Origin of the sequence: Tistrella sp. (assembly GCF_002684955.1) — a bacterium.
Classification (GTDB): domain Bacteria; phylum Pseudomonadota; class Alphaproteobacteria; order Tistrellales; family Tistrellaceae; genus Tistrella; species Tistrella mobilis.
In genome coordinates, this window is the sequence record NZ_NYWI01000020.1 from 108,415 (window position 1) to 132,911 (window position 24,497).

The window sequence follows — 24,497 nt, forward strand, 5'->3', positions numbered from 1 at the left end:
TGGGGCCGGGCAGCAGACAGGGTATGCGGGCGATCAGGTGCACCAGTCTACACCGGATGCCCGCGCATGTGCGAGCATGGCGACGGGCCGGTTATCCGCCCGGCCGGAGCTTCGCCGCCTCGGCCTCGGCCGGCAGATAATCGGCGCCGTTGCGATAGACCGCATCGACCATCCGCCCCTTGCCGTCGACCACCGCCGTGCGGCCGACGAAGGCGCCCAGCGTCGACTGATGATCGGCGGCGCGATAGGTGATGGGGCCGAAGGGCGTGTCCACCGTCACCCCCTTCGCCGCCTCGACCAGCGCCGCGGTGTCGGTCGACTTCGCCCTGGCGATGATCGCCGCGATCGATTTCACCGTCACATAGCCCACGATCGATCCCAGCCGCGGATGATCGTTCCAGCGCGCCTGATAGGCCTCCAGGAACGCCTTGTGCTCGGGCGTGTCGATCGCATACCAGGGATAGCCGGTCACGATCCAGCCTTCCGGCGCCTCGGCGCCCAGCGGGTCCAGATATTCCGGCTCGCCGGTCAGGAAGCTGACCACCGACCGGTCCTTGAACAGGCCGCGGGTCGTGCCCTCGCGGACCAGCTTCACCAGATCGGGGCCGAAGGTGACGTTCAGGATCGCCTCGGGCCCGGCCGCCGCGATCGCCTGCACCACCGGGCCCGCATCGATCTTGCCCTGCGGCGGCCACTGCTCCGCCACCCATTCGATATCGGGCCGCTTTTCCGACAGCAGCTTTCGAAACTCGGCCACGGCCGACTGGCCGTATTCGTAATTGGGCGCGATGGTCGCCCAGCGCTTCGCCGGCAGCTTCGCCGCCTCTTCGGCCAGCATCGCCGCCTGCATGTGATTGCTGGGCCGCAGGCGGAAGGTGACGTCATTGCCCTTCGACCAGACCAGCGCATCGGTCAGCGGCTCGGCGGCCAGGAAGAACACCTCGCGCCGCGCGGCATAATCGGCGACCGCCAGCCCCACATGAGAGAAGAAGGTACCGGCGACCAGCGCCACCTCTTCGCGGGTCACCAGCTCGTTCACCGCGTTCAGCGCATCGGCCGGCTTGCCGGCATCGTCGCGCGAGACGAATTCCAGCGGCCGCCCCAGCACCCCGCCGGCCGCATTCACCTCGTCCAGCGCCAGCTGCCAGCCCTTGCGATAGGGCTCGGTAAAGGCCGGCAGCGCCGAATAGCTGTTGACCTCGCCCACCCGGATCGACTCGGCGGCCCGCACGGGCGCCCCCGCCGCCGCCATCCCGGCCACGATACCAAGCGCCGCCAGCACGGCGCGGGAAAGCTGGATCCTGGTCATGAGCAAACTCTCTCCGCAACGGGCTCTCCGCGACGGCCCCGCAGCCCCCGCCACGGGCGCCGGACCATCCTGTCCCGCACAGGTAATGCTTATCCGGAGCAAAAGTCCACCCTGCTCTCACGGTCCCGCCGGCATGCCGCCGTCCGCGGCCAATCCCCGCATTCCAGAACCGCCGCGATCTGGTCACTGCCCTCCGGCCGCAGGGCATGATATGAACGGGCAGTGAACCACCGTCCGGAGGGGCCGCGCGCCCTCGATCCATGCCGCAATCCATCGTCGATCTGCTGATGTCCGCCGGGCTCGCGGGGGTGGCCTTTCTGGCCTTCGCCGAGAAATACGTGCCGATCATCCCCTCCTATGTGATGCTCGCCGCCTTCGGGGCGCTGGGCGATCGGATGGAAGGCGGCATCGTCGCGACCGTCGTGGCGGCCACGATCGGATCGGTGGTGGGGGCCGTCGGCTGGTACTGGGTCGGCCGGGTGCTGTCGGAACGCACCGAGCGTTTCGTCGCCCGCCGCGGCCGCTATATCCTGCTCACCCCCCAGCTTTATGGCCGGATGCGCGAAGCCTATGGCAGCCGGCCCTTTCTGGTGACGCTGATCGCCCAGACCATTCCCACGGTCCGGATCTTCATCGGGCTGCCGGCGGGGGTGATGCGCCTGCCCTTCCGGCCCTATCTGGCCGCCACCATCGTCGGCACCGCGCTCTGGAACACGCCGCTGGTGGTGCTGGGCGACGTGCTGGCCGAAAGCCGGATGGACACCACCCAGGTGATGATGTGGTTCGCCGCCGCCGTGCTGGCGGGGGAGGTCACCGCCTTCCTGGTCTGGCGGCTGATGCGACGCCCCGGCTGATCCTTATCCGGACCGCAGCCTCTTCCGCTTCCCCGTCCGCCGCGTGTATCGTCCGCTCTTCCACTTCCCGCCGCGGGCGAAACCGCCCCGGCGCAGACCGGAACGGACATGCGCATCCTTCACACCGCCGACTGGCATCTGGGCCAGGAGCTGCACGGTTTCGACCGCGGCGCTGAGCACGACCGTTTTCTCGCCTGGCTGCTCGACACGCTGGATGACGAGGCGGTCGATGCGCTGGTCGTGGCGGGGGATGTCTACGACACGGTCAACCCGCCGGTCGCCGCCCAGCAGCGGCTCTACCGCTTCCTGAACACGGCGCTGGCCCGCCGGCCCGGGCTCGACATCGTGATCGTCGGCGGCAATCACGACGGGCCCAGCCGGCTGGAACTGCCGGCCCCGCTGCTCGACCGGTCGCGGATCTCGATCTTCGGCGCCCTGCCCCGCAGCGACGGCCGGCCCGATCCCGCCCGCACGCTGGTGCCGCTTACCGATGACGCCGGCCGCACCGCCGCGGTGGTCGCCGCCATCGCCTATCCCCGCCCGGGGGATCTGCCGGTCGATGGCGGCGGCGCCGCGGCGCTTGCCGACATCTACGCCCAGGCCCTCACCGCCGCCCGCGACCGCTTCCCCGGCCTGCCGGTGATCGCGACCGGCCATCTCCACGTCACCGGCGGCGACGTCTCGGCCGAAAGCGAGCGCCCGGTGATGATCGGCGGCGAGGAGGCGCTGTCGCCCGGCATCTTCCCCGAGGGCTATGCCTATGTCGCCCTCGGCCATCTGCACCGCGCCCAGGGGCTGAAAGCCGCCATGCCGCTGCGCTATGCCGGCGCGCCCTTTCCGATGTCGATGGCGGAGCGCAGCTATCGCCATTCGGTGGTGCTGGTCGAGACCGACGGCCAGGGTCCCGCAGCCCATCGCTTGATCCCGGTGCCGCGCCCGGTCGCCTTCCTGCGCGTGCCCGAGACCGGTGCGCTCGACCCCGAGGCCGCCCTCGCCGCGGTCGCCGGCCTTGAGGTCGCCCCGCCCGAGAGCCCCGATCACCGCCCCTATCTGGAGGTCGTGGTCGCGATCGACGCCCCCGTTCCCGATCTCCGCCACCGGGTGGCCGAGGCGCTGGGCGATGCGCCGCTGCGCCTTGCCCGGGTGCGGGCGCTCAGCCGCGGCAGCGGCGGCAGCCTCGCCGACGGCGCCAGCCTGCCGCCCGCCCTGGACGAGATCGGCCCGGCCGATGTTTTCGCCCGGCTGCACCGCCAGCGTTTCGATACCGACCCGCCCGATGCGCTGGCCCGCGCCTTCGCCGAACTCCTGGCCCATGCCCATGCCGGCCCCGATACCGATGCGGAGGAGACCGCCTGATGCGCCTGCTCCGGATCCGCGGCCGCAACCTCGCCAGCCTTCAGGACGATTTCACGATCGATTTCGAGGCCCCGCCGCTCGCCCATGCCGGCATCCTCGCGATCACCGGCCCGACCGGCGCCGGCAAGTCGACCCTGCTCGATGCCGTCTGCCTGGCGCTCTACGATGCCCTGCCCAGGAGCCCTGCCGCGAGCAAGGATCAACCGATGGAAGTGGGCCTCCATGACGGCCGGCGGGTATTGAGCCACGGCGCCGGCGAGGCCGAGGCCGAGATTGACTTCATCGGCCGCGACGGTCGTCGCTACCGGGCCAACTGGAGCGTGCGTCGCGCCCGGGGCAAGGCCACCGGCACGCTGCAGGCGGCAAAGCGGGTGCTGACCGATCTGGATGCAGATCAGGTCGTGGCCAATAGCAAGCGCGAGGTCGGCATCGAAATCGCGGCCCGGATCGGGCTCGACTTCGACCAGTTTCGCCGGTCCGTGCTGCTCGCCCAGGGCGACTTCGATGCCTTCCTGCGTGCCACGGGGAAAGAGCGCGCGGACGTTCTGGAAAAGATAACCGGCACGAATATCTACAGCCGCATCTCCATCGCCGCCTTCGAGCGCAACAAGGCTGCGCAGGCCGAGATCGACCGCATCCGCCTTCAGCTGGGCGAGCATCAGCCGCTCGACGAGACCGCCCGGACCGAGGCCGAGGCCACCGCAGAGGCGGCGCGTCAGGCCCTCGCCACCGCCCGTGCGCGGCAGGAGGTCGCCGCCGAGACCCTGCGTCGGGTCGATCGCCGCCTGGCGCTGGAGGCCGCCCGAACCGCCGCGGCCGAGGCGCTTAAGGCCGCCCGCCTGGCCAATGACGCCGCGTCCCCCGACCGCGACCGGCTGGCCCGCAACCGGGCCGCCCTGGCCGCCCGCGCCGAACTGGCGGCGGCGGATGCCGCCACCCTGGGCCTGGCCCGGGCCCGCGAGCGGCTTGGCGCGGCCACCACTGCCCTTGCCCGGGCCGAGGCAGATCATGAAACCGCCCGCACCGCCCGGACCGGGGCCGAGGCGGCCGTCGGCCGCTGCCGGGATGCAGACGCCGCCCGCGCCCCGCATCTGGCCGAGGCGCGGCGGCTGGACGAGCAGGTCGGCGCCGCCGCCGAGGCCCTCGCCCAGGCCCGGCGCGACGCCGAAGCGGCAGCCGAGACCGCCGCCGGCCATCAGTCGGCTTCCGACCGGCTGGCCGCCGCCATCGCCGAGGCCCAGGCCCGCGAAACCGCAGCCCGCACCCGGCTGGCCGCGCTGGAGGCCACAGCCCCGCCGGTCTCCGATCCCGAAGCCGCGGCCGAAACCCTCCTGGAGCGTGCGCCCCTCGATGACGAGTTGCGCCGGCTGACCGCCGGCCTCGACGATCTTCAGGCCCGCGACCGGGCCGATGCCGCAGAGACCGGCCGCCTCGCCGCCATCCGCGATGCCGCCGCCGCCCGCATGGCCGAACTCACCCGGGCGATCACCGCCGCCGAGGCCGAGGCCGATCAGGCCGCAGCACGGGCGCTGCGCCGCCGCCGCGACCGGCTGGTTCAGATCGATCATGACCTCGACGACCTCTCCGAGGTGATGGTCGCGGCGTTCGAGGCCGCCCGCGCCCGCGACGCCCATGCCGCCACGGCCGAAGACGCAACCCAGGCCGCCGCGGCCGCAACCGCCGAGGCCAGCCGCCACCGCACCGCCCTGCCTGTGGTCGAAGCCCGGCTCGACGAGGCCGGCCGGGCCGCCGATCTGTCGGCAGCGGCGGCGGAAGAACATGCCGGCCGGCTGCGCGCCCTGCTGATCCCGGGCGCGCCCTGCCCGGTCTGCGGGTCGACCGATCATCCGACCCGGGCGGTCGACGATCTGCTCGCCCGAAGGCTTGAGGCCGACCGCACCCGGCTGGCCGATCTCAAGGCCGGGCTTGCCGCCCTCACCACCGCCCTCGCCCGGGCGGAAGAGCGTGCGCGCGCCGAAACCCGCCGCGCCGCCGATGCCGCCACCGCCCGGGACAGCTCGGCGGAAACCCTCGCCGCCGCGACCGCCGACCACGAGGCCCTGCTCACCCGGCTGGCCGATGCGGCGGCCGAAGCCGGTCTCGACGCCCTGCCGCCCCTGCCCGCCACCGAAGCCGGCCATGAAACGACCGACCATCGGCCGCCGGCCGCCCGTCTCGCCGGCTGGCGCGAGGCGGTCGTCGATGCGATCGAGGCGGCGGAGGCCCGGATCGCCGCGATCGACGCCGCCGCCACCCGGGCGGCCGGTCTTCGCCGCGACCACGGCGCCGCCACCCGCGATCGCGATGCGGCCGCCGGAACGCTTGCCGATCTGGCCGCGCGCCGGGCCGAAACCGGGGCCGCGATCGCCCGCGGCGAGCAGCGCCGCACCGATCTGGAGGCCCGTATCGCCCGGCTGGACGAGCGGCTGGCCGCGCTGCTCGATGCCGCCCATCCCGACTGGCGGGACAGCCTCGCCGCCGATGCCGCGGGCTTCGCCGCCCTGATCCGCCGTCGCGCCGCCGAGCTGGCCGAGGCCCAGGCCACGGCCGAAGCCGCCCGGGCCGAGCACACCCGCCTTGCCCCCGACCATGCCGCGGCCCGGGTCCGCGCCGAAACCGCCGCCGAAGCCGCCGACCGCGCCGCGACACATGCCGAAGACTGCGCCCGCAGCCACGCCGCCCTGCGGGACAGCCGCGCCGCCCTGCTCGACGGCCGGTCGGTCGCGGCGGTCGAGGCCGAGGCCGAGGCCGCCCGCAACGCCGCGCGTCTGGCCCTCGATGCCGCCCTCCCCCGCCTCACCGAGGCCGCGACCGCCCATGCCCGGGCGATGGAAGCCCGCACCCAGGCAGAGGCGGCGGTGACCGCCGCGGCAGAGACATCCGCCGCGGCCGATGCCGCGCTCGAGGCCGCCCGTGCGGCGCTCGACATGGATGCGGACACCCTGCGCGCGGTGATCGCGGCCGGCGCCCCGGCGCTCGATGCCGAGGCCCGGCGGCTCGACGCGCTCGCCCGCAGCCTGGCCGAGGCCGAGGCCACGCTCCGCGCCCGGCAGGAGGATCTGGACCGCCATCTCGCCGATCCCGACACCATCGCCTCGGGGGCCGATACCGCTCTGCGCGCGGTGGCCGAGGCCGCACATGCCGAGGCGGCGGAGGCCTGCGCCGCGGCCGAGACCGGCTGCCGCCAGGCCGAACAGCGCCTCGCCGAAGACGACAGCCGCCGCGTGGCGGCAGGCCGGCTTGCCGCGGCCCTCGCCGACGCCCGGGCCGCGGCGGACGTCTGGGCGCAGCTGAACGAGCTGATCGGCGCCGCCGACGGCACGAAATTCCGCCGCTTCGCCCAGTCGCTCACCCTCGACCGGCTGGTCGCCGGTGCCAACCGCCATCTGGGCGAGCTGCACCCGCGCTATGCGCTGCGCCGCATGGAGGGCGCCGAGATGGCGCTGGAAGTGGTCGACCACGACATGGCCGACGAGGCGCGCGCGGTGCACAACCTCTCGGGCGGCGAACGCTTCCTGGTCAGCCTGGCGCTGGCCCTGGGCCTCGCCGACATTTCCGCCGGCCGCGGGCTCGCCATCGAAAGCCTGTTCATCGACGAAGGCTTCGGCGCGCTCGACCCCGATGCCCTGGCCATGGCGATCTCGATGCTCGAACGCCTGCAGGCTACCGGCCGCCGGGTCGCGGTGATCAGCCATGTGGAGGCATTGAAGGACCGCATCCCGGTCCAGATCCGCGTCACCCCCCGGGGCGCCGGGCGCTCGGGGGTAGAGGTGGTCGCGGGGTAGGGTCGCGCATCTCCGCACGAAAAAAGGGGAACGCCCGCAGGCGTCCCCCTTCGGTCCGTCAGCCGGCCTCTGATCAGGCGGCCGCGACCTTGGTCAGCGCACCGTCGACCGTCGCCAGGATATGGTCGATATCGTCGGCGGTCGCGATCAGCGCCGGGCTGAAGCACAGCGTGTTGTTGAAGCCGGGCAGCGAACGGTTGGTCATGCCGACCAGCACGCCTTCGGCATCGCAGGCCGCAATCACCGCCTGGACGCGGGCTTCCGCCAGCGGCTCACGGGTTTCGCGATCAGCGACCAGCTCGGCACCGGCGAACAGGCCGGCACCGCGGACATCGCCCACCATGGCGTGCTTGTCCTTCAGCGCCTGCAAGCCCTCCATCAGCCGCGCGCCCATGACCCGGGTGTTCTCCAGCAGGCCCTCGTCCTCGATGATCCGCATGTTCTCCAGCGCCGCCGCGGGGCCCGCGGTGCAGCCGCCGAAGGTGGAGATGTCGCGGAAATAGGACATCGGGTCGGCGGCGTCCTCGCGGAACATGTCGAACACCGCCTCGGTGGTCACCAGGCAGGCGATCGCGGCATAGCCCGAAGCCACGCCCTTGGCCATGGTCACCATGTCGGGCTCGATGCCGTAATTCTGATAGCCGAACCACTTGCCGGTCCGGCCGACGCCGCAGACCACCTCGTCGATATGCAGCAGCACGTCGTATTTCCGGCAGATCTCCTGCACCCGCTGCCAATAGCCCTCGGGCGGGGTGATCACGCCGCCGCCGGCGGTGATCGGCTCCAGGCAGATGGCGCCGACGGTGTCGGGGCCCTCGCGCAGGATCACCTCTTCGATCGCATCGGCGGCGCGCTCGCCGTAATTCTCCACATCCCACTGCTTGCGATATTCCAGGCAGTGCGGCACCTCGACGAAGCCGGGGGTGAACGGCCCGTACTGCTCGGCGCGCTGGGGCTGGCCGCAGGCGGACAGCGCCGTGATGGTGGTGCCGTGATAGTCGCGCTCGCGGAACAGGATCTTGTGCTTCTTGCCGCCATAGCGCCGGGCCGCGATCTGGCGCACCATCTTGAACGCCTTCTCGTTCGCCTCGCTGCCCGAATTGCAGTAATAGACCCGGCTCATGCCCGGCATCTTGGAAATCAGCCGTTCGGCGAAGCGCGCGCCGGGGATGGAGCCCGCGGAGCCGGCGAAATAGTTGATCTTCATCAGCTGGTCGCGCACCGCATTGGCGATGCTCTCGCGGCCATAGCCGACATTCACCGTCCACACGCCGCCCGACAGCGCATCCAGGAACTGGCGGCCGTTCTGGTCCCAGACCGACATGCCCTTGCCCTCGACGATGATCCGCGGGTCGCGGGCATCGAAGACCCGATGTTGCACAAGATGGTGCCAGACATGGGCGCGGTCGGCTTCGACGATATGGGACAGGTCGTTTTCAGACATCGTGACGGCTCCGGTTCGGTCGGGCCTGTGGCAACAGGTCCGTGATCATCCATCGAGCTACGCCGTTTCGCGCGGCCGCGACAGGTCCACGGCCCGTCATTCTATGGAACCACGACCACCGTCCTCTGCCGCTCCCGCCGGCGCGGTGTCCGGACTGCTGGCTTTCCTGCCCGGCTTTCGTGCAATACTGGCCGGGTACGACCTCCCAGGAAGGCCCCCGCATGTCGATATCCGTCCTCGAACGGCAGAGCGACGAATCGATCCAGTCGCAGTTGCGCCGCTCGATCATCGCGGCCATTCACGCCGGGCAGATGACCCCGGGGCAGAAGCTGCTGCCCTCGCGCCGGCTGGCCGAACAGCTCGGCATCGCCCGCAACACGGTCACCGCCGTCTACGAGGAACTGGTCGCCCGCGGCTATCTCGATGCCCTGCCCCGCCAGGGCTATTTCGTCGGCCGCGGCCTGCCGGCGGATGCCGGCCAGATCCGGAAAGAGGCGCAGGCGCCGCTGCGCGGCGGGGCGATCAACTGGCAGGGCCGGCTGAAACAGGCCCCGTCGACGCTCCGCCACATCGTCAAACCGTCGAACTGGCAGGATTTCGACTATCCCTTCATCTACGGTCAGGTCGATCCCAACCTCTTCCCGATCAACACCTGGCGCACCTGTTCCCGCGATGCGCTGGGCCGGGCCGCCATCGACTGGTGGACCGCCGATCGCGCGGTCGAAGACGACCCGCTGCTGATCGAGCAGATCCGCACCCAGATCCTGCCCCAGCGCGGCATCTTCGTGCGCGAAGACCAGATCCTGGTGACGCTGGGCACCCAGCAGGGCATCTATCTGCTCGCCCGCCTGCTGGCCCGCCATGGCACCCGGGTGGGCATAGAGGTGCCGGGCTATCCCGACGGCCGCAACATCTTCGCGGCCGAACAGGCCGAGATCGTCGACCTGCCGGTCGATGCCGAAGGCGCCGATCTCTCAGGCGCCGGCCCGCTCGACCTCGCCGTTCTCACCCCCGCCCATCAATGCCCGACCATGGTTTCGATGAGCGAGCGCCGCCGCGACCGGGTCTACGCCACCGCCCGCGCCCATGGCACGATCCTGATCGAGGATGATTTCGAAGGCGAACTCTCAGGATCGGGAGAGGCGGGCACGCTCAAATCCCGCGACACCGACGGCCGGGTGGTCTATCTGGGCACCATGTCCAAGGTGCTGGCGCCGGGGGTGCGGATCGGCTTCATGGTCGCCGATGCCGCCCTGATCCGCGAGGCGCTGTGGCTGCGCCGGCTGATGCACCGCTCCACGCCGCTCAACAACCAGCGCACCGCCGGCATCTTCCTGGCAGAGGGCCATTACACCGCCCTGCTCCGCTCGCTGCGCACCGCCCATGAACTCCGCTGGCGCCGGATGGCCGACGGCTGCGACCGACACCTCCCCGGCTTCCGCCGATCCCCCGCCACCGGCGGCTCCTGCCTCTGGCTCGAATGCCCGCCCGAAATCGACGGCCGCGCCCTCGCCGAGCGCGCCGCCGGCCTCGGCGTGCTGATCGAATCCGGCGACCCCTTCATGCCCGAAGCCCAGGCCGGCCGCTTCATCCGCCTCGGCATCTCCTACATCTCGGAACGCCGCATCGATCCGGGGCTGGAAAGGCTGGGGCGGGCGGCGCGGGAGGGCGGGCACATGACCTGACGTGATGCGACGGGTGCCCGCGACCGGCAAAAGGCCTCAGATCACCTTTGCAGGCCGCGCAGTTCGGCAACCGCTTCCGACAGGCGTTGGATGCCTTCAGGGATCAGCGCCTTGTCGATGCAGGAATACCCGATGCGCATCCACGAGCGACCGTCTTCGGGGTTTTCAAAATTCTTGCTCAATTCTTCAAAATACACGGATCGACGCGCCGCCGCTTCCTGCAAGGCCAGCGTGTCCAGCATGTCGGCAAAACTGAGAGAGCAACTGCTCCCGCCAAAGCGCACGCGATCGTCCAGTTCCGGCAGATAGGTGTGCAGCGCCTTGCGCATAACCTCCGACCGGGCAATGTATTCCTGTCGCAGCCGTGCGATGAACCTGTCGAAATGCCCGCGCTCCAGAAAAAGCCCCACGGAATTCTGGTTGTTGATCGGCGGATGCCGCAGAATATGGTGACGGAAAGAGCGCGCCTCGGTCACGAAATCGCGGTCGGCGACCAGGAACCCGATCCGCAGGCCCGGCATCAAAGACTTTGTCAGACTGCCGACATAGATGACGTTGCCATAGCGGTCGAGCGCCTTCAGCGCCGGCACGGCTTTCTCGTCGAAGGTCGTCTCTGCCTCATAATCATCTTCAATGATGAAGATGCCCTTCTCGCGTGTTTTTTCCAGAAACGCATGGCGGCGCGGTTCCGACATGGTGATCGTCGTCGGATGCTGATGGGTGGTCGTCACGTAAAGACAGCCACACTCCAATGCTTCGGGCGAAAGTATCAGGCCCTCTTCATCCATGGGAAGGTGGCGTACCCGATGCCCGTCCATCCGGGCAATATTCGCGGCCTCGGGATAACCGGGGTTTTCCACCCCCAGAACGCCGCGTCTGCTCAGCAAAAGCTTCAGGGCGATGTAAAGCGCGTTCTGGCCGCCCACGGTGATCAGAACCTCGTCCGGATTGGCATAGATCCCGCGCGGCTGAAGAACCCGCAAGATCAGCTGCTGAACCAGAAGCGGGTCGTCCACGGTGGAAAAATCCATCGCCCAGTTGCGGATCTGGAGGGAGTTCACCGAATCGCGCACACATTCCCGCCAGGCACCGACGGGGAATATGTTCGGATCCACATGTCCGCAAATGAAAGGAAAACGGAAACGGACAAGCGCATCATGCGGCTTGGTCGTGCGCGGCTGGTCATAGGTCGCGCCGCGAAAATGCGCCTTGAAATCAAAGCGATCGGCATCTTCGCGGGCGGCGTCCCGCATAACCGCGGCGTCGCGGATCGCGTGGGCATCCGGTGAAATGTAATAGCCGGACCGGTTCTTGCTGGCGATGAACCCATCCTGCCGCAGCGCATCATAGGCCAGAGAGACCGTGTTGTTGCTCACATTGAGCCGCTGCGCGAACCCTCTGACCGACGGCAGTGCATAATTCGGCGGAAATCGGCCGGAAACCACGGCGATGGCGATCTGGCGGCGAATCTGCATCTGCAGACTCTCCGCCGAATGACGGTCGAGCCGGATGAAGTTTTCGATCATTTGGCTCATCCCAGACTTCCGCAGCTCTGCCTGCAGGGGAGCGGCCGGAAAGATGGGCTGAATTTAACGTCGCCCTGCGGGGATCACCAGTGTTTTGGCCCGGGGCAACGGGCCGCAGACGGCACCGATCGGGCGGACTGTAGCCATGGATAGATGCCATCTGCACCTATGCAAGCGTTTCCTGCTCCAGTAGCGATTCATGTGACGCATTCTGCAAACGTCCGGGGCCCGGCTTCACGGTCTCCGACGATGGCCTGGATGCACCCGCTTCGCTTCGTTGAAACCAAGAAACCTTGAATAACAGAGGAACAGGAAGCATGACGTCGGACATCTGGAAACTTTCCGCGGTCGACATCGCCGCAGGCGTCCGCGCCGGGACGTTCACGGCGGTCGAGGCGACGCAATCGGCACTTCAGCGGCTGGAAGCGGTCAACCCGCTGATCAATGCCATCGTCGACTACAACCCCGAGCGATCGCTGGCACGCGCCGCCGAGGTCGACGCCATGATCCTGGAGGGCCGCGATCCCGGACCGCTGGCAGGCGTGCCGGTGACGATCAAAGTCACCAATGACGAGGCCGGCTTTGCCACGACCTTTGGCGTGGTCGCCTACAAAAACAACATCGCGGCCGAAAACGGCCCGGTTGTCGACAATCTCGAATGCGCCGGCGCGGTGTCGATCGGACGCTCGAACATGCCCTCCTTCGGGGTCCGATGGTTCACCACCTCCCGGCTTTATCCCGACAATTACAACCCGTTCGACAAGGGCATCACCCCCGGCGGTTCCTCCGGCGGAGCGGCATCGGCCGTGGCGAGTGGCATCGGCGCCATCGCACATGGGACGGATATCGGCGGATCGGTGCGCTACCCGGCCTATGCCTGCGGGGTGCATGGGCTGCGGCCGACGCTGGGCAGGGTGCCGAACTATAATCCCAGCCTTCCCGAACGCGGGATTTCGGGCCAGCTCATGTCGGTGTCCGGCCCGCTGGCGCGCACCATCGACGACCTGCGCCTGGCTTTCGAGGCGATGGCGCAGCCAGACCCGCGCGACCCCTGGTATGCGCCGGTCCCGCTGAAAGGGCCGGATGTCCCCCGCCGGGTGGCTCTGTCGCTGCGACCGGACGGGCTGGATACGCAGGATGCCATCGTCGAAGCCCTGCTTGACGCGGCGGAACGGCTGCGCGACGCAGGCTGGCAGGTCGACGAGATCGACACCATCCCGCCCCTGAAAGAGGCCGGCGAGGCCCAGGTCAAACTCTGGCTCTCCGAGGATTTCGACGGCACCCTCGCCGCGGCCGAGGCCGATGGCGATCCGGGCGTGATCGCCATGCTGCGCGGTCAGGAGAAACTGGCCCGCTCCATAGGCTTGCCCGAACTTCACGGCCTGCTGAAGACCCGCGCCACGCTTGCGCGCAAATGGCAGATGTTCTTCCAGGATTATCCGATCCTGCTGATGCCGAATTCGGCCGAATTGCCCTTCCCCTTCAATGAAGACCTGAAGGACGCAGAGGCCTATCTTCGCGTCTGGGATGCCCAGCTTCCCCAGCTCGGCATTCCCTTCCTGGCCCTGCCGGGCCTTTCGGTGGCAACCGGCATGAAAGGCCGGTCGCCGGTGGGCGTCCAGCTCATCGCCGCCCGCTTCCGCGAGGATCTGCTTCTGGATGCCGGAGCCGACATCGCCGCGCGGGGCGGCCCTGCGGTTCCGGTTGATCCGCGTTGACGGATCCGTCGCCTGAAACGCCGGTCTGACGGCAGCAGCCACACCGGCCCCGGCAGGCGCCGGTGTGGCCATGCCACCTGTACCAGGGGCTGGCCGGCATCCTTCGACGCCCGGGCCAGGACATACCGGCCGGACGATCCTGGCCCATCCCAACCTCCCCCCCCTGGCCCTGTCCCCCGTTGGCCCACCCTCATAGCGTCGTGAAGACCGCTGCTGATGAGGGAACCCGATGTCCGAACCGATCAAGGTCTTCCGCGCCCGGAAAATCCTGACCATGGCGCGCAACCGCCCCGTCGCCACCCATGTGGCGCTGCGCGAGGGGCGGATCCTGGCGGTCGGGGATGCCGAAGATGCAGCCGGCTGGGGGGCCCCGATCGATGATCGCTTTGCCGACAAGGTGCTGATGCCCGGCCTGATCGAGGCGCATTGCCATGCGATGGAAGGCGCCGTCTGGGCCGATACCTTCCTCGGCTTCTTCCCGCGCCATTCCCCCGAAGGCAGCCTGGAAGGCGGGATCAGATCCATCGAAGACGCGGTCCAGCGCCTGCAGCGGGCGGAAGCAGCCCTCACCGATCCCGATCAGCCGCTGCTCGCCTGGGGCTTCGATCCGATCTATTACGGCGGCGCGCGGATGACCCGCCATGATCTGGACCGGGTGTCGACCACCCGGCCGGTGCTGGTCATGCATGCCAGCTTCCACATCATGAACGTCAACACCGTGGTGCTGGACAAAGGCGGCCTCTTCCAGGTGACCGGCGTCGAGGGCATCCTGCGCGACGGCCAGGGCGACGTCACCGGCGAGTTGCAGGAAATGGCGGCGATGCAATACGCCCGCCAGGCCGTGGGGGCGAAATTCGCCCTCACCGAGACCAGCATCGCCTCGCTCCGCCGTTTCGGCCGCTCGGCCACCAATGCCGGCGTCACCACCTGCACCGATCTTTATGCGCCGCTCGACGATGCCGCACTCGATGCCTATGTCGCCGCCACCACGGCCGAGGATTTCCCGGTGCGCATCGCCCCGGCCATGGCCGCCGCCGCCTGGGCGCCCGAGGCCGGCATCGCCCGCATGGCGGTTCTGAAAGAGCGTGCCAACGACAAATTCCACCCGGGCCTCGTCAAGGTGATGACCGACGGCTCGATCCAGGGCTTCACCGCCCGGCTGAAATGGCCCGGCTATCACAACGGCGCCCCCAACGGCATCTGGAACCAGCCGCCGGCCGTGCTGAAGGCGCAGATGAAGGCCTATAACGCCGCCGGCATCCAGATGCACATTCATGTCAATGGCGACCAGGCCTCGGAATTCGCCATCGACTGCCTGGCCGAAGCCCTGGCGGAGGCCCCCTTCCCCGATCATCGCCATGTGCTTCAGCACTGCCAGATGGCCGATGCCGCGCAGTTCCGGCGCATGGCGGCGCTCGGCATCGCCGCCAATCTGTTCGCCAACCACATCTATTACTGGGGCGATCAGCACGCCGCCCTGACCATGGGCCCCGATCGCGCCCGGCGCATGGATGCCTGCGGCACGGCCATGGCCGAAGGGGTGCGCTTCGCCATGCATTCCGACGCGCCGATCACCCCGCTCGCCCCCCTCTTCACCGCCTGGTGTGCGGTCAACCGGCAGACGGCCACCGGCCGCGAGCTTGGCCCGGAAGAGAAGATCAGCGTCGCCGACGCGCTCCACGCCATCACGCTGGGCGCCGCCTGGCAGCTGCGTCTCGACCATGTCGTCGGCTCGATCGAGGTCGGGAAATATGCCGATTTCGCGGTGCTGGAGGACGATCCCACCGGGATCGCGCCCCAGGCGCTGAAGGATGTCCGGATCTGGGGCACCATCCTGGGCGGCACGCCGCACCAGAGCGCGATCGGGGCCGCGTGATGTCGCCCCCGCCCGCGACCATACCGGTCTCGGTGATCGGCGGCTTTCTCGGCACCGGCAAGACCACGCTGATGAACCGGCTGCTGGCCGAAAGCCCGACCCGCACCGCGGTGCTGGTCAATGATTTCGGCGAGATCAACGTCGATGCGGCCATCCTGACGTCGGGCGACGGCCTCACCTTCGAACTCGCCAATGGCTGCATCTGCTGCTCCATGGCCGACGGGCTCGCCACCGCCATCGCGCGCGCCGTGGCCGCTGCTCCCGACCGCATCCTGATCGAGACCAGCGGTGTGGGAGAGCCGCGGCGGGTGGCCGAATACGCCCTGCTCGACCCGGCCCTGCATCTGGATCTGGTCGTGACGCTCGCCGATGCCGCCAACCTGCCAGACCAGCTGGAAGATCCGCTGGTCGGCGACACCGTCGCCCGCCAGTTCGACGGCGCCGATCTGATCCTGCTCAACCGCGTCGACATGGCCGGCCCGCAGGCGCGCGATGCCGCGCGGGCGGCGCTGCGCCGCCTGGCCCCCGGCCGGCCGGTGATCGAAACCGTGCGGGCCGAAATCCCGGCCGCGCTGCTGGTGCGCGACGAGGTCACCATCTTCGCGGCCGCCCCGCATGGCCAGCACCACGCCGGCCACGATCGCATCTTCCATCCATTGACTCTGACCGATCCGCAGCCCTTCGACCGTGCGGGCCTGAACCGAGCGCTCGGCCGCCTGCCGCGCAGCCTGCTGCGCCTGAAGGGCTGGGTGCAGTTCACCGATGCCGCCCACCCCCAGCTGCTGCAATGGGTGCAGGGGCAGTGGGAATTCGGACCCGAGGCGGCGGACCAGCCCCCCGCCAGCCGGCTGATGGCCATCGCCAGCACCCCCGGCCTCGATCTCGCCGCCCTGCTGCGCGGGGATGCCGGGTGATGTCAGCCTCTTTCATTCCCCTCCCCCCGGAGCCCGCATCATGACCGTGCAGACGCCCACAGCCCTGGCCGCCGACGCCATCATCGCCGCCTGGCAGGGCCTGAACCTGATCGGCGGCGAACGCCTTGCCGCCGCGGCGACCCTGCCGGTGATCGCACCTGCCACCGGCGCAGACATCGGCGTCACCGCCGCATCGGGCCCGGCCGAAGTGGATGCCGCCGTCGCGGCGGCCCGGGCGGCCTGGCCCGGCTGGGCGGCGATGCCGGCACGGGATCGCGGCCGCCGGGTCGCCGCCGCCGGCCGTGCCATCCTCGACGAGCTGGAGGATCTGGCCCGGGTGCTGGCGCTGGAAACCGGCAAGGCGATCCGCACCGAATGCCGCGGCGAGCTGCGCACCGCCGCCGACATCCTGGAATTCTATGGCGGGCTCGGATCGGAACTGAAGGGGGAGACCATCCCCTTCAACCCGCGCATGCTGACCATGACCACCCGCGAGCCGCTGGGCGTCGTCGCCGCGATCCTGCCCTGGAACGTGCCGCTGGTGCTGATGATGCTGAAGATCGCGCCCGCGCTGGTCGCCGGCAATACGGTGGTGGTCAAGGCCTCGGAAGAGGCGCCCTATGCCACCTTCGCCGCCGCCGCCATCCTGGCCCGCCATCTGCCGGCCGGCGTGATCAATGTCGTCTCGGGAACCGGCGCCCTCTGCGGTGCCGCCCTCACGAGCCACCCCGATGTCGCCAAGATCACCTTCACCGGATCGGAAGCGGTCGGCCAGACGGTCTACGAGGCCGGCGCCCAGCGGATCGTGCCGGTCAGCCTGGAGCTGGGCGGCAAGAGCCCGATGATCGTCTGCGCCGATGCCGATCTGGCCAAGGCGGTCGAGGGCGCGGTTTCGGGCATGCGCTTCACCCGCCAGGGCCAGAGCTGCACCGCCTCCAGCCGGATCTATGTCCATCAGGACCTCTACGACGCCTTCCTGGCGGCGCTCACCGCCCGGCTCGACCAGCTGGTCATCGGCGATCCGCTCGACGAGGCGACCGATGTCGGCACGATCATTTCGGCGAAGCAGATGGCGACCATCCGCCGCTATCTGGATCTGGCCGAGGCCGACGGCGCCCGCATCACCCGCTGCGGCCGCCTGCCGGAAGATCCCGCCCTCGATCCTGCGCTGTTCATGCAGCCCACCCTGCTCACCGACATCGCCGATGATCACCCCTGCGTGCAGGAAGAGATCTTCGGCCCCGTGGCGGTCATCCAGCCCTGGACGGATTACGACGCGGTGATCGCCCGCGCCAACGCCACCCATTACGGGCTTGCGGCCACGGTCTGGACCGCCTCTCTCTCCACCGCGCTCGATGCCACGCAGCGCATCGATGCCGGCTATGTGCAGGTGAACCAGAACCTGACCATCCAGCCCAATGTCTCCTATGGTGGTTTCGGCCGCTCGGGGCTCGGCAAGGAAGCCTCGCTGGAAGCGATGCTGGAGCACTTCACCCGCAAGAAGACCATCGTCATCAATTTCGACTGAGCCGGAGCCGGATGTCGGGCACCCTTCTTATCGTCGTTCCGGCCGTCTTCGCGGCGGCCATCCTTCGCGGGATCACCGGCTTCGGCTTCGCGCTGGCCGCCGTGCCGCTGATGAGTCTGGCCGTTCCCCCCGCCCAGGCCGTCGCGGTGGCGCTGCTGCTGCAAAGCTTCGTCGGCCTGCGCGACGTGGTGGCGCTCAGGGCCGATACCGACCATCGCACCCTCGCCTTCCTGTCGCTGGGCGCGGTTCTGGGCACCATGCCCGGCATCTGGCTGCTCGACCGGTTGAGCCCGGATGTGATGCGCATCGTGATCGCCGGCGTGGTGATGCTCGGCCTGGCCGTGCTGATCGGCCGCCCCCAGGGGCTGCTGCGCCCGGGTCGCGGCAGCGCGGTCGGCGCCGGCCTGGTGGCCGGCCTGTTCTCGGGACTCGCCGCCATGCCGGGGCCGCCGGCCATCGCCTATTTCCTCGGCACCGCCACCCCGGCGAAACGGGTGCGCGCCTCGCTGATGGTCTTCTTCTTCTTCACCTCGCTCATGGCCCTGCCGGGCCTCGCCCTGGCCGGCCAGTTGCATCGCGACCAGGTGATCGCGGCCCTGGTCGCCCTGCCGGCGCTGATCGTCGGCACCTGGGCCGGCGGCCGGGTCTTCGCCCGGTTGAGCGAGGGCAACTACCGCCGCGCCGCGATCGGCCTGCTTGCGATCACGGCCGGCATCTCCGCCTTGCGGGGGCTGAACGGTCTGCCCTGACCGCGGCCCTCCCGACCACACACCAGACGACCACGAGACAGACGACCCAAAAACAAGACCAGAGCTGACAGAGAGGCCGAAACGGCCAGATCGACCTGACAAGAACGGGGGACGGCATCACATGCTGAACAGACTGAAGCAGTTCACGCTCGCGGCCGCGGTCGCACTCGCCCTTGGGGCCACGGCGCTCGGCGGAACGGGGGCGCAGGCGGCGCCCGAAGACGGCGGCACGCTGGTGGTCGGCACCACCCAGGTGCCACGCCATTTCAACGGCGCCATTCAGTCCGGCCAGGCGACGGCGCTTGCCTCGACCCAGATCTTCGCCAGCCCGCTGCGCTATGACGCCAACTGGAACCCGCAGCCCTATCTGGCGAAAAGCTGGGAGGTGGCGGCCGACGGCCTGTCGGTGACGCTGCATCTGGTGGAGGGGGCGACCTTCCATGACGGCCAGCCGATCACGTCGGAAGACGTGAAATTCTCGATCATGACGATCAAGAAGAACCACCCCTTCACCACCATGCTGGCGCCGGTCACCGACGTCGAAACGCCGGACCCGCAGACGGCGATCATCAAACTCGCCCATCCGCATCCGGCGCTGCTGCTGGCGATGTCGCCGGCGCTGATGCCGATCCTGCCCGAACACGTCTATGGCGAGGGCGACATCCAGTCCAACCCCGCCAACCTGAAGCCGGTCGGCTCGGGCCCCTTCGTCTTCGAGGAATACAAGCAGGGCGAATACTATAAGCTGAAGAAGAACCCCAACTTCTTCATCAAGGGCCGCCCCTATCTGGACGAGGTGATCGTCCAGATCATCGGCGATCCGACCAGCATGGTGCTGTCGATGCGCCGCGGCGACATCGATCTGGTGCCCTATGTCTCGGCCGTCCGCGACATCCAGATGCTGCAGAAGACCGAGGGGCTGACCGTCTCGGACAAGGGCTCCGACGGCTTCGGCGCGCTCAACTGGCTGGCCTTCAACACCAAGAAGCCGCCCTTCGACAACCCGGATGTGCGCCGCGCGATCGGCTATGCGATCGACAAGAAATTCATCCTGGACCGCCTGCTCGGCGGCGTCGCCCAGCGGGCCTACGGGCCGATCGTGCCCTCCTCGCCGCTCGCGACCGATCAGGTCGAGCACTATGACCTCGACCTCGCCAAGGCGAAAGAGCTGCTCGACAAGGCCGGGCTCAAGCCCGGTGCCGATGGCGTGCGCCTGACGATGACCGCCGACTACATCCCCGGCTTCACCGATCAGGGGCGCAACATCGTCGAATATCTGCGCACCCAGCTCCGCCAGGTCGGCATCGTGGTCGAGGTCCGCAATTCGCCCGACTTCCCGACCTGGGCGCAGCGCATCTCCAACTACGACTTCGACGTCACCGAAGACAATGTCTATAACTGGGGCGACCCGGTCATCGGCGTGAACCGCACCTATCTGTCGTCGAACATCCGCAAGGGTGTGATCTGGTCCAACACCCAGCAGTACAGCAACCCGGAAGTCGACCGCATTCTGGAACAGGCCGGCCAGGAGATGGATCCGGCGAAGCGCGCGGCGCTCTATGCCGAATTCCAGAAGATCGTCGTCGACGACGCGCCGATCCTGTACCTGAACGTCACGCCGTTCAACACGGTCTACAAATCCAACCTGAAGAACCCGCCGCTCACCATCTGGGGTGCCGCCTCGCCCTTGGACGAGGTCTACTGGGACAAGAAGTAACGTCTTCGCCGGTGCGCGTCGGTGATGCGTCCTCCAGGGGGCGCCTCACCGACGGTTCTTTCCCCGCGCCCGCCCGTCCCACCCGATCCACGAGCCGGGGCACGACATGAAACGCCTGCTTCCCCTTTTCAGCCGCCTGGCATCGACCCTCGGCCTGCTGCTGGCGGTGGTGGTGCTGAACTTCCTGCTGATCCAGATGGCGCCGGGTGATCCGGTTTCGGTCATCGTCGGCGAGATGGGCGGCGCCTCGGAAGAGCTGATCGCCCGCATGCGGGCGGAATACGGCCTCGACCAGCCGCTGCACGTCCAGCTCGGGGTCTATGTCTGGAAGATCCTCCACGGCGATTTCGGCTTCTCCTATTATTTCAAGGAGCCGGTGCTGTCGCTGATCCTCCAGCGCCTGCCGGCCACCATCCTGCTGGTGGTGACGGCGCTTGCGGTCGCGGTGCTGGTCGGCACGCTGCTCGGCATCTTCTCCGCCCGCCGGCCGCGCGGCCCGCTCAACTATCTGGTGACGCTGGTCTCTCTCGCCGGGTATTCGGCGCCGGTGTTCTGGACCGGGCTGATGCTGGTCATCCTGTTCTCGTCGATCCTGCCGCTGTTCCCGGTCTCAGGCATGGCCGATGTTCGCGGCGCCGAAACCTTCCTCGGCAGCGTAGCCGATGTCGCCCACCATCTGGTGCTGCCGGCGGTGACGCTCGCCTCGATCTACATCGCGATCTATTCCCGGCTGTCGCGCGCCACCATGCTCGACGTGCTGGGGGCCGATTACATCCGCACCGCGCGCGCCAAGGGGTTGAGCGAGCGCCGCGTGGTCTATGGCCATGCGCTGCGCAATGCGCTGATCCCGGTGGTGACCATGGTCGGCCTGCAATTCGGCCAGCTTTTCGCCGGCGCCGTGCTGGTCGAGACGGTGTTCAACTGGCCGGGCCTCGGCCGGCTCGCCTTCGAAAGCATCCTGCGCCGCGACTACCCCACCCTGCTCGGGATCCTGTTCTTCTCGGCGATCCTGGTGGTGGTGGCCAACATCCTCACCGACATCGCCTATGGCCTCGTCGATCCGCGCATCCGCACCCGCAAGCCCGCTGCCGCGCGCAAGCCCAAAGCCACCGGAGCCCCGCGATGACCGACCAGACCGCCACCGCCGCAGGCGTCACCGCGCCCGCCGCCGACCCGGCCCTGGACGCACCGCGCCCGGTGCATCCGGCCGTCGAGTTCTTCCGCGCCTTCGCCCGCAACCAGTCGGCCATTCTGGGCATTCTGCTGCTGGCCCTGGTGCTGCTTGCGACCTTCCTCGGGCCGGTTGTCTACCCGGTCGATCCCTATTCGATGGTCGACGTGCCCTTCACCCCGCCGCTTGGCGACTACGCGCCCTTCGGCACCGATTATCTGGGCCGCGACATCCTGGCCGGCATCATCGCCGGCGGCCGGGCGACGCTTGCGGTCGGCGGCACCGCCGCCGCCATCTCGGTGGGGATCGGCATTCTGATCGGCTCGCTCGCCGGCTATTTCGGCGGCGTCATGGATGCGGCGCTGATGAAGGTGACGGAATTCTTCCAGATCCTGCCGCCGCTGCTGCTGGCCATGGTGCTGGTCACCATCTTCGGCGCCTCGCTGCCGATCATCACCGTCGCGATCGGCGCGGTCGCCTGGCCGCAGGTGGCCCGCCTTGCCCGGGCGGAATTCCTGCGCATCCGCAAGCTCGACTATGTCGCCGCCGCCCGCACCTCGGGCGCCCGCGACGCCTATCTGATCTTCCGGGTGATCCTGCCGGGCGCCCTGCCGCCGCTGGTGGTGGCGGCGGGCCTTGCCGTCGGCACCGCCATCCTGTTCGAAGCGGGGTTGAGCTTCCTGGGGCTCGGCGATCCCAACACCATGTCCTGGGGGCTGATCATCGGCCAGAACCGCAACTACCTGCTCGATGCCTGGTGGACCGTAACCCTGCCGGGTGTGGCGATCTTCATCACCGTCCTGGCGATCAGCCTGGTCGGCGACGGCATCAATGATGCGCTGAACCCCAAGCTGAGGAAGCGGTGATGGCCGATCCGATCCTCTCCATCCGCGATCTGAAGGTCGAGGTCGACATCGGCGGCCGGTCGCTCTCGGTCCTCGACGGGGTCTCGCTCGACCTTTATGCCGGGCGCACGCTGGGCGTGGTGGGTGAAAGCGGCTGCGGCAAGTCGATGACCGCACTCGCCACCATGGGTCTGCTGCCTGAACGCTTCGCCGTCACCGGCGGCGAAATCCTGTTCGACGGCGAAGACCTGACCCGCCTTGCCGCCCCGCGGCTGCGCCAGCTGCGCGGCAACGCCATCTCGATGATCTTTCAGGAGCCGATGACCTCGCTCAACCCGGTGATGACCGTGGGGCGGCAGATCGCCGAGGTGGTGGAACTGCACCAGGGCCGCAGCCGGGCGGAAGCGCGCGAGATCGCGCTGGAGATGCTGCGCGCGGTCCACATCCCCGGCCCCGAACAGCGGCTCGACGCCTATCCGCACGAGCTGTCGGGCGGCATGCGCCAGCGGGTGATGATCGCCATCGCGCTGGCCTGCCGGCCGCGGGTGATCATCGCCGACGAGCCGACCACCGCCCTCGACGTCACCGTCCAGGCGCAGATCTTCAGGCTGTTGCGCGAACTCCAGATGGACACCGGCACCGCCATCCTGCTGATCACCCATGATCTGGGGGCGGTCGCCGACATGGCCGACGAGGTCGCCGTGCTCTATGCCGGCAAATGCGTCGAACGCGGCCCGGTCGATGCCATTCTGGGCGCCCCCTCGCATCCCTATACCCGCGGTCTCATGTCCTGCACGCCCCGGCTCCGGCTCGGCGCCGCCGCCCTTGAGCCCGATCCGCACGGCCTGGGCGAGATCCCGGGCATGGTGCCGCCGCTCGGCCGCTTCCCGCGGGCCTGCCGTTTCGGCCCGCGCTGCGGCCTGGCCGATGCCCGCTGCCATGCCGAGGCGCCGCCGCTGGTGCCGACCGGCCCCGCCCATACGGCACTCTGCTGGCACGTCACCCCCCATTCCGCGGAGGCGCGGCCATGAGCCTGTTTTCGGTCGAAGACCTCAAGGTCCATTTTCCCCTGCCCTCGGGCAAGACCGTGCATGCGGTCGACGGGGTCAGCTTCCAGGTCGCAGAGGGTGAATGCTTCGGCATCGTCGGCGAAAGCGGCTCGGGCAAGTCCACCACCGCCCGGGCGCTGATGCGTCTGGTCGATCCGGTCGAGGGGCATATCCGCCTCGACGGCCATGATCTCGGCACCGCCTCGGGCGAGGCGCTGCGCCGGCTCCGCCCGATGATCCAGATGGTGTTCCAGGACCCGTTCTCGTCGCTGAACCCGCGCCTGCGCGCCGGGGCCGCCGTGCGCGAGCCGCTGGACCTGATGAATCTCGGGGCGAAATCCGACCGCGACGCCCTGGTCGACGCCATGTTCCGGCAGGTGGGGCTGCACCCCGATGCCCGCCGGCTGTTCCCGCACCAGTTCTCGGGCGGCCAGCGCCAGCGGCTGTGCATCGCGCGGGCCATGGTCACCAGCCCGAAACTGGTGGTCTGCGACGAGCCGGTCTCGGCGCTGGACGTCGCCATCCAGGCCCAGATCCTGAACCTGCTCAAGGGCCTGCAGCGCGATCGCGGCCTCACCTACGTCTTCATCTCGCACGATCTGGCGGTGGTACAGCACATCTGCACCCGGGTGGCGGTGATGTATCTGGGCGAATTCGTCGAACAGGCCCCGACCGGCCGGCTCTTCGCCAGTGCCCGTCACCCCTATACCTGGTCGCTGATGGCCTCGGCGCTGTCGCCGGAACGCCATGCCGGAACGGCGCCTGCGGACCGCTTCACCATCACCGGCGAACCGCCGAGCCCGATCGACCCGCCCCCGGGCTGCCGCTTCGCCGGCCGCTGCCCCTTCGCCACCGACCGCTGCCGCACCGAAAAACCGGCACTGCGCCGCTTCCCCGACGACCACCAGGTCGCCTGCCACTATGCCGGAGAACTGGAACCGCCGATCCCGGAACTCAGGGCGGCGTGAGAC

17 protein-coding genes are annotated in these 24,497 nt (G+C 69.2%); 14 read left to right on the plus strand and 3 right to left on the minus strand.

The annotated features are described in order from the left end of the window. Positions 1-91 precede the first annotated feature (91 nt). Complete coding sequence (locus CMO28_RS05280) at positions 92-1,309, minus strand: ABC transporter substrate-binding protein (protein WP_197465177.1); 1,218 nt, start codon at positions 1,307-1,309, stop codon at positions 92-94. A 260-nt stretch (positions 1,310-1,569) separates the two neighbouring features. On the opposite strand from CMO28_RS05280, the gene CMO28_RS05285 reads away from it, so the two are divergent. The 3 genes from CMO28_RS05285 to CMO28_RS05295 all read left to right on the plus strand — a co-directional run bounded on the left by CMO28_RS05285 (position 1,570) and on the right by CMO28_RS05295 (position 7,304). Continuing rightward, complete coding sequence (locus CMO28_RS05285; RefSeq protein ID WP_296710725.1) at positions 1,570-2,163, plus strand: DedA family protein; 594 nt, start codon at positions 1,570-1,572, stop codon at positions 2,161-2,163. 108 nt (positions 2,164-2,271) lie between these two features. Beyond that, positions 2,272-3,519, plus strand: coding sequence for an exonuclease SbcCD subunit D (locus CMO28_RS05290; RefSeq protein WP_296710728.1), 1,248 nt, complete (start codon positions 2,272-2,274; stop codon positions 3,517-3,519). Further along, positions 3,519-7,304 carry an AAA family ATPase gene (locus CMO28_RS05295; protein ID WP_296710730.1) on the plus strand — a complete coding sequence of 1,262 codons (3,786 nt, stop codon included), beginning with the start codon at positions 3,519-3,521 and terminating at the stop codon, positions 7,302-7,304. Before CMO28_RS05290 ends, CMO28_RS05295 begins: the two co-directional genes overlap by 1 nt. Before the next feature lie 73 nt (positions 7,305-7,377). On the opposite strand, the gene CMO28_RS05300 is transcribed toward CMO28_RS05295, so the two are convergent. Beyond that, complete coding sequence (locus CMO28_RS05300; protein WP_296710734.1) at positions 7,378-8,748, minus strand: aspartate aminotransferase family protein; 1,371 nt, start codon at positions 8,746-8,748, stop codon at positions 7,378-7,380. A gap of 221 nt (positions 8,749-8,969) precedes the next feature. On the opposite strand from CMO28_RS05300, the gene CMO28_RS05305 reads away from it, so the two are divergent. Further along, positions 8,970-10,433 (plus strand): PLP-dependent aminotransferase family protein, encoded by a 1,464-nt coding sequence (locus tag CMO28_RS05305; protein ID WP_296710737.1) that lies wholly within the window; start codon positions 8,970-8,972, stop codon positions 10,431-10,433. A gap of 41 nt (positions 10,434-10,474) precedes the next feature. On the opposite strand, the gene CMO28_RS05310 is transcribed toward CMO28_RS05305, so the two are convergent. Next, entirely contained in the window at positions 10,475-11,968 is a 1,494-nt protein-coding gene (locus CMO28_RS05310; protein ID WP_296710739.1) for a PLP-dependent aminotransferase family protein, read from the minus strand. 308 nt (positions 11,969-12,276) lie between these two features. Here CMO28_RS05310 and CMO28_RS05315 point away from each other — a divergent pair, with 308 nt between their 5' ends. The 10 genes from CMO28_RS05315 to CMO28_RS05360 all read left to right on the plus strand — a co-directional run bounded on the left by CMO28_RS05315 (position 12,277) and on the right by CMO28_RS05360 (position 24,494). After that, complete coding sequence (locus CMO28_RS05315) at positions 12,277-13,677, plus strand: amidase family protein (protein WP_296710741.1); 1,401 nt, start codon at positions 12,277-12,279, stop codon at positions 13,675-13,677. 229 nt (positions 13,678-13,906) lie between these two features. After that, positions 13,907-15,553 (plus strand): amidohydrolase, encoded by a 1,647-nt coding sequence (locus CMO28_RS05320; protein WP_296710744.1) that lies wholly within the window; start codon positions 13,907-13,909, stop codon positions 15,551-15,553. Continuing rightward, complete coding sequence (locus CMO28_RS05325; RefSeq protein ID WP_296710748.1) at positions 15,553-16,467, plus strand: CobW family GTP-binding protein; 915 nt, start codon at positions 15,553-15,555, stop codon at positions 16,465-16,467. Before CMO28_RS05320 ends, CMO28_RS05325 begins: the two co-directional genes overlap by 1 nt. Before the next feature lie 40 nt (positions 16,468-16,507). Beyond that, the gene (locus CMO28_RS05330) at positions 16,508-17,995 is read left to right on the plus strand and encodes an aldehyde dehydrogenase family protein (RefSeq protein ID WP_296710750.1); all 1,488 of its coding nucleotides are present in this window, start codon (positions 16,508-16,510) and stop codon (positions 17,993-17,995) included. Positions 17,996-18,006: 11 nt separating this feature from the next. After that, positions 18,007-18,744 (plus strand): sulfite exporter TauE/SafE family protein, encoded by a 738-nt coding sequence (locus CMO28_RS05335; protein ID WP_296710753.1) that lies wholly within the window; start codon positions 18,007-18,009, stop codon positions 18,742-18,744. A gap of 121 nt (positions 18,745-18,865) precedes the next feature. Then, positions 18,866-20,461: an ABC transporter substrate-binding protein gene (locus tag CMO28_RS05340; protein ID WP_296710755.1), complete on the plus strand. Its 1,596-nt coding sequence runs from the start codon at positions 18,866-18,868 to the stop codon at positions 20,459-20,461. A 106-nt stretch (positions 20,462-20,567) separates the two neighbouring features. Further along, positions 20,568-21,587: an ABC transporter permease gene (locus CMO28_RS05345; protein ID WP_014748050.1), complete on the plus strand. Its 1,020-nt coding sequence runs from the start codon at positions 20,568-20,570 to the stop codon at positions 21,585-21,587. Continuing rightward, positions 21,584-22,498, plus strand: a complete 915-nt coding sequence (locus CMO28_RS05350; protein WP_296710760.1) for an ABC transporter permease — start codon at positions 21,584-21,586, stop codon at positions 22,496-22,498. Before CMO28_RS05345 ends, CMO28_RS05350 begins: the two co-directional genes overlap by 4 nt. Further along, a complete protein-coding gene (locus CMO28_RS05355) occupies positions 22,498-23,508 on the plus strand; it encodes an ABC transporter ATP-binding protein (protein WP_296710762.1) in 1,011 nt (336 codons plus the stop codon). The genes CMO28_RS05350 and CMO28_RS05355 overlap by 1 nt, the downstream gene beginning before the upstream one ends. Continuing rightward, a complete protein-coding gene (locus CMO28_RS05360) occupies positions 23,505-24,494 on the plus strand; it encodes an ABC transporter ATP-binding protein (RefSeq protein WP_296710763.1) in 990 nt (329 codons plus the stop codon). The genes CMO28_RS05355 and CMO28_RS05360 overlap by 4 nt, the downstream gene beginning before the upstream one ends. Positions 24,495-24,497: the final 3 nt, after the last annotated feature.

Excerpts from the sequence above, each read along its gene's own strand:
- CMO28_RS05280 (WP_197465177.1), bottom strand. The coding sequence starts at position 1,309 with ATGACCAGGATCCAGCTTTCCCGCGCCGTGCTGGCGGCGCTTGGTATC.
- CMO28_RS05285 (WP_296710725.1), top strand. The coding sequence starts at position 1,570 with ATGCCGCAATCCATCGTCGATCTGCTGATGTCCGCCGGGCTCGCGGGG.
- CMO28_RS05290 (WP_296710728.1), top strand. The coding sequence starts at position 2,272 with ATGCGCATCCTTCACACCGCCGACTGGCATCTGGGCCAGGAGCTGCAC.
- CMO28_RS05295 (WP_296710730.1), top strand. The coding sequence starts at position 3,519 with ATGCGCCTGCTCCGGATCCGCGGCCGCAACCTCGCCAGCCTTCAGGAC.
- CMO28_RS05300 (WP_296710734.1), bottom strand. The coding sequence starts at position 8,748 with ATGTCTGAAAACGACCTGTCCCATATCGTCGAAGCCGACCGCGCCCAT.
- CMO28_RS05305 (WP_296710737.1), top strand. The coding sequence starts at position 8,970 with ATGTCGATATCCGTCCTCGAACGGCAGAGCGACGAATCGATCCAGTCG.
- CMO28_RS05310 (WP_296710739.1), bottom strand. The coding sequence starts at position 11,968 with ATGAGCCAAATGATCGAAAACTTCATCCGGCTCGACCGTCATTCGGCG.
- CMO28_RS05315 (WP_296710741.1), top strand. The coding sequence starts at position 12,277 with ATGACGTCGGACATCTGGAAACTTTCCGCGGTCGACATCGCCGCAGGC.
- CMO28_RS05320 (WP_296710744.1), top strand. The coding sequence starts at position 13,907 with ATGTCCGAACCGATCAAGGTCTTCCGCGCCCGGAAAATCCTGACCATG.
- CMO28_RS05325 (WP_296710748.1), top strand. The coding sequence starts at position 15,553 with ATGTCGCCCCCGCCCGCGACCATACCGGTCTCGGTGATCGGCGGCTTT.
- CMO28_RS05330 (WP_296710750.1), top strand. The coding sequence starts at position 16,508 with ATGACCGTGCAGACGCCCACAGCCCTGGCCGCCGACGCCATCATCGCC.
- CMO28_RS05335 (WP_296710753.1), top strand. The coding sequence starts at position 18,007 with ATGTCGGGCACCCTTCTTATCGTCGTTCCGGCCGTCTTCGCGGCGGCC.
- CMO28_RS05340 (WP_296710755.1), top strand. The coding sequence starts at position 18,866 with ATGCTGAACAGACTGAAGCAGTTCACGCTCGCGGCCGCGGTCGCACTC.
- CMO28_RS05345 (WP_014748050.1), top strand. The coding sequence starts at position 20,568 with ATGAAACGCCTGCTTCCCCTTTTCAGCCGCCTGGCATCGACCCTCGGC.
- CMO28_RS05350 (WP_296710760.1), top strand. The coding sequence starts at position 21,584 with ATGACCGACCAGACCGCCACCGCCGCAGGCGTCACCGCGCCCGCCGCC.
- CMO28_RS05355 (WP_296710762.1), top strand. The coding sequence starts at position 22,498 with ATGGCCGATCCGATCCTCTCCATCCGCGATCTGAAGGTCGAGGTCGAC.
- CMO28_RS05360 (WP_296710763.1), top strand. The coding sequence starts at position 23,505 with ATGAGCCTGTTTTCGGTCGAAGACCTCAAGGTCCATTTTCCCCTGCCC.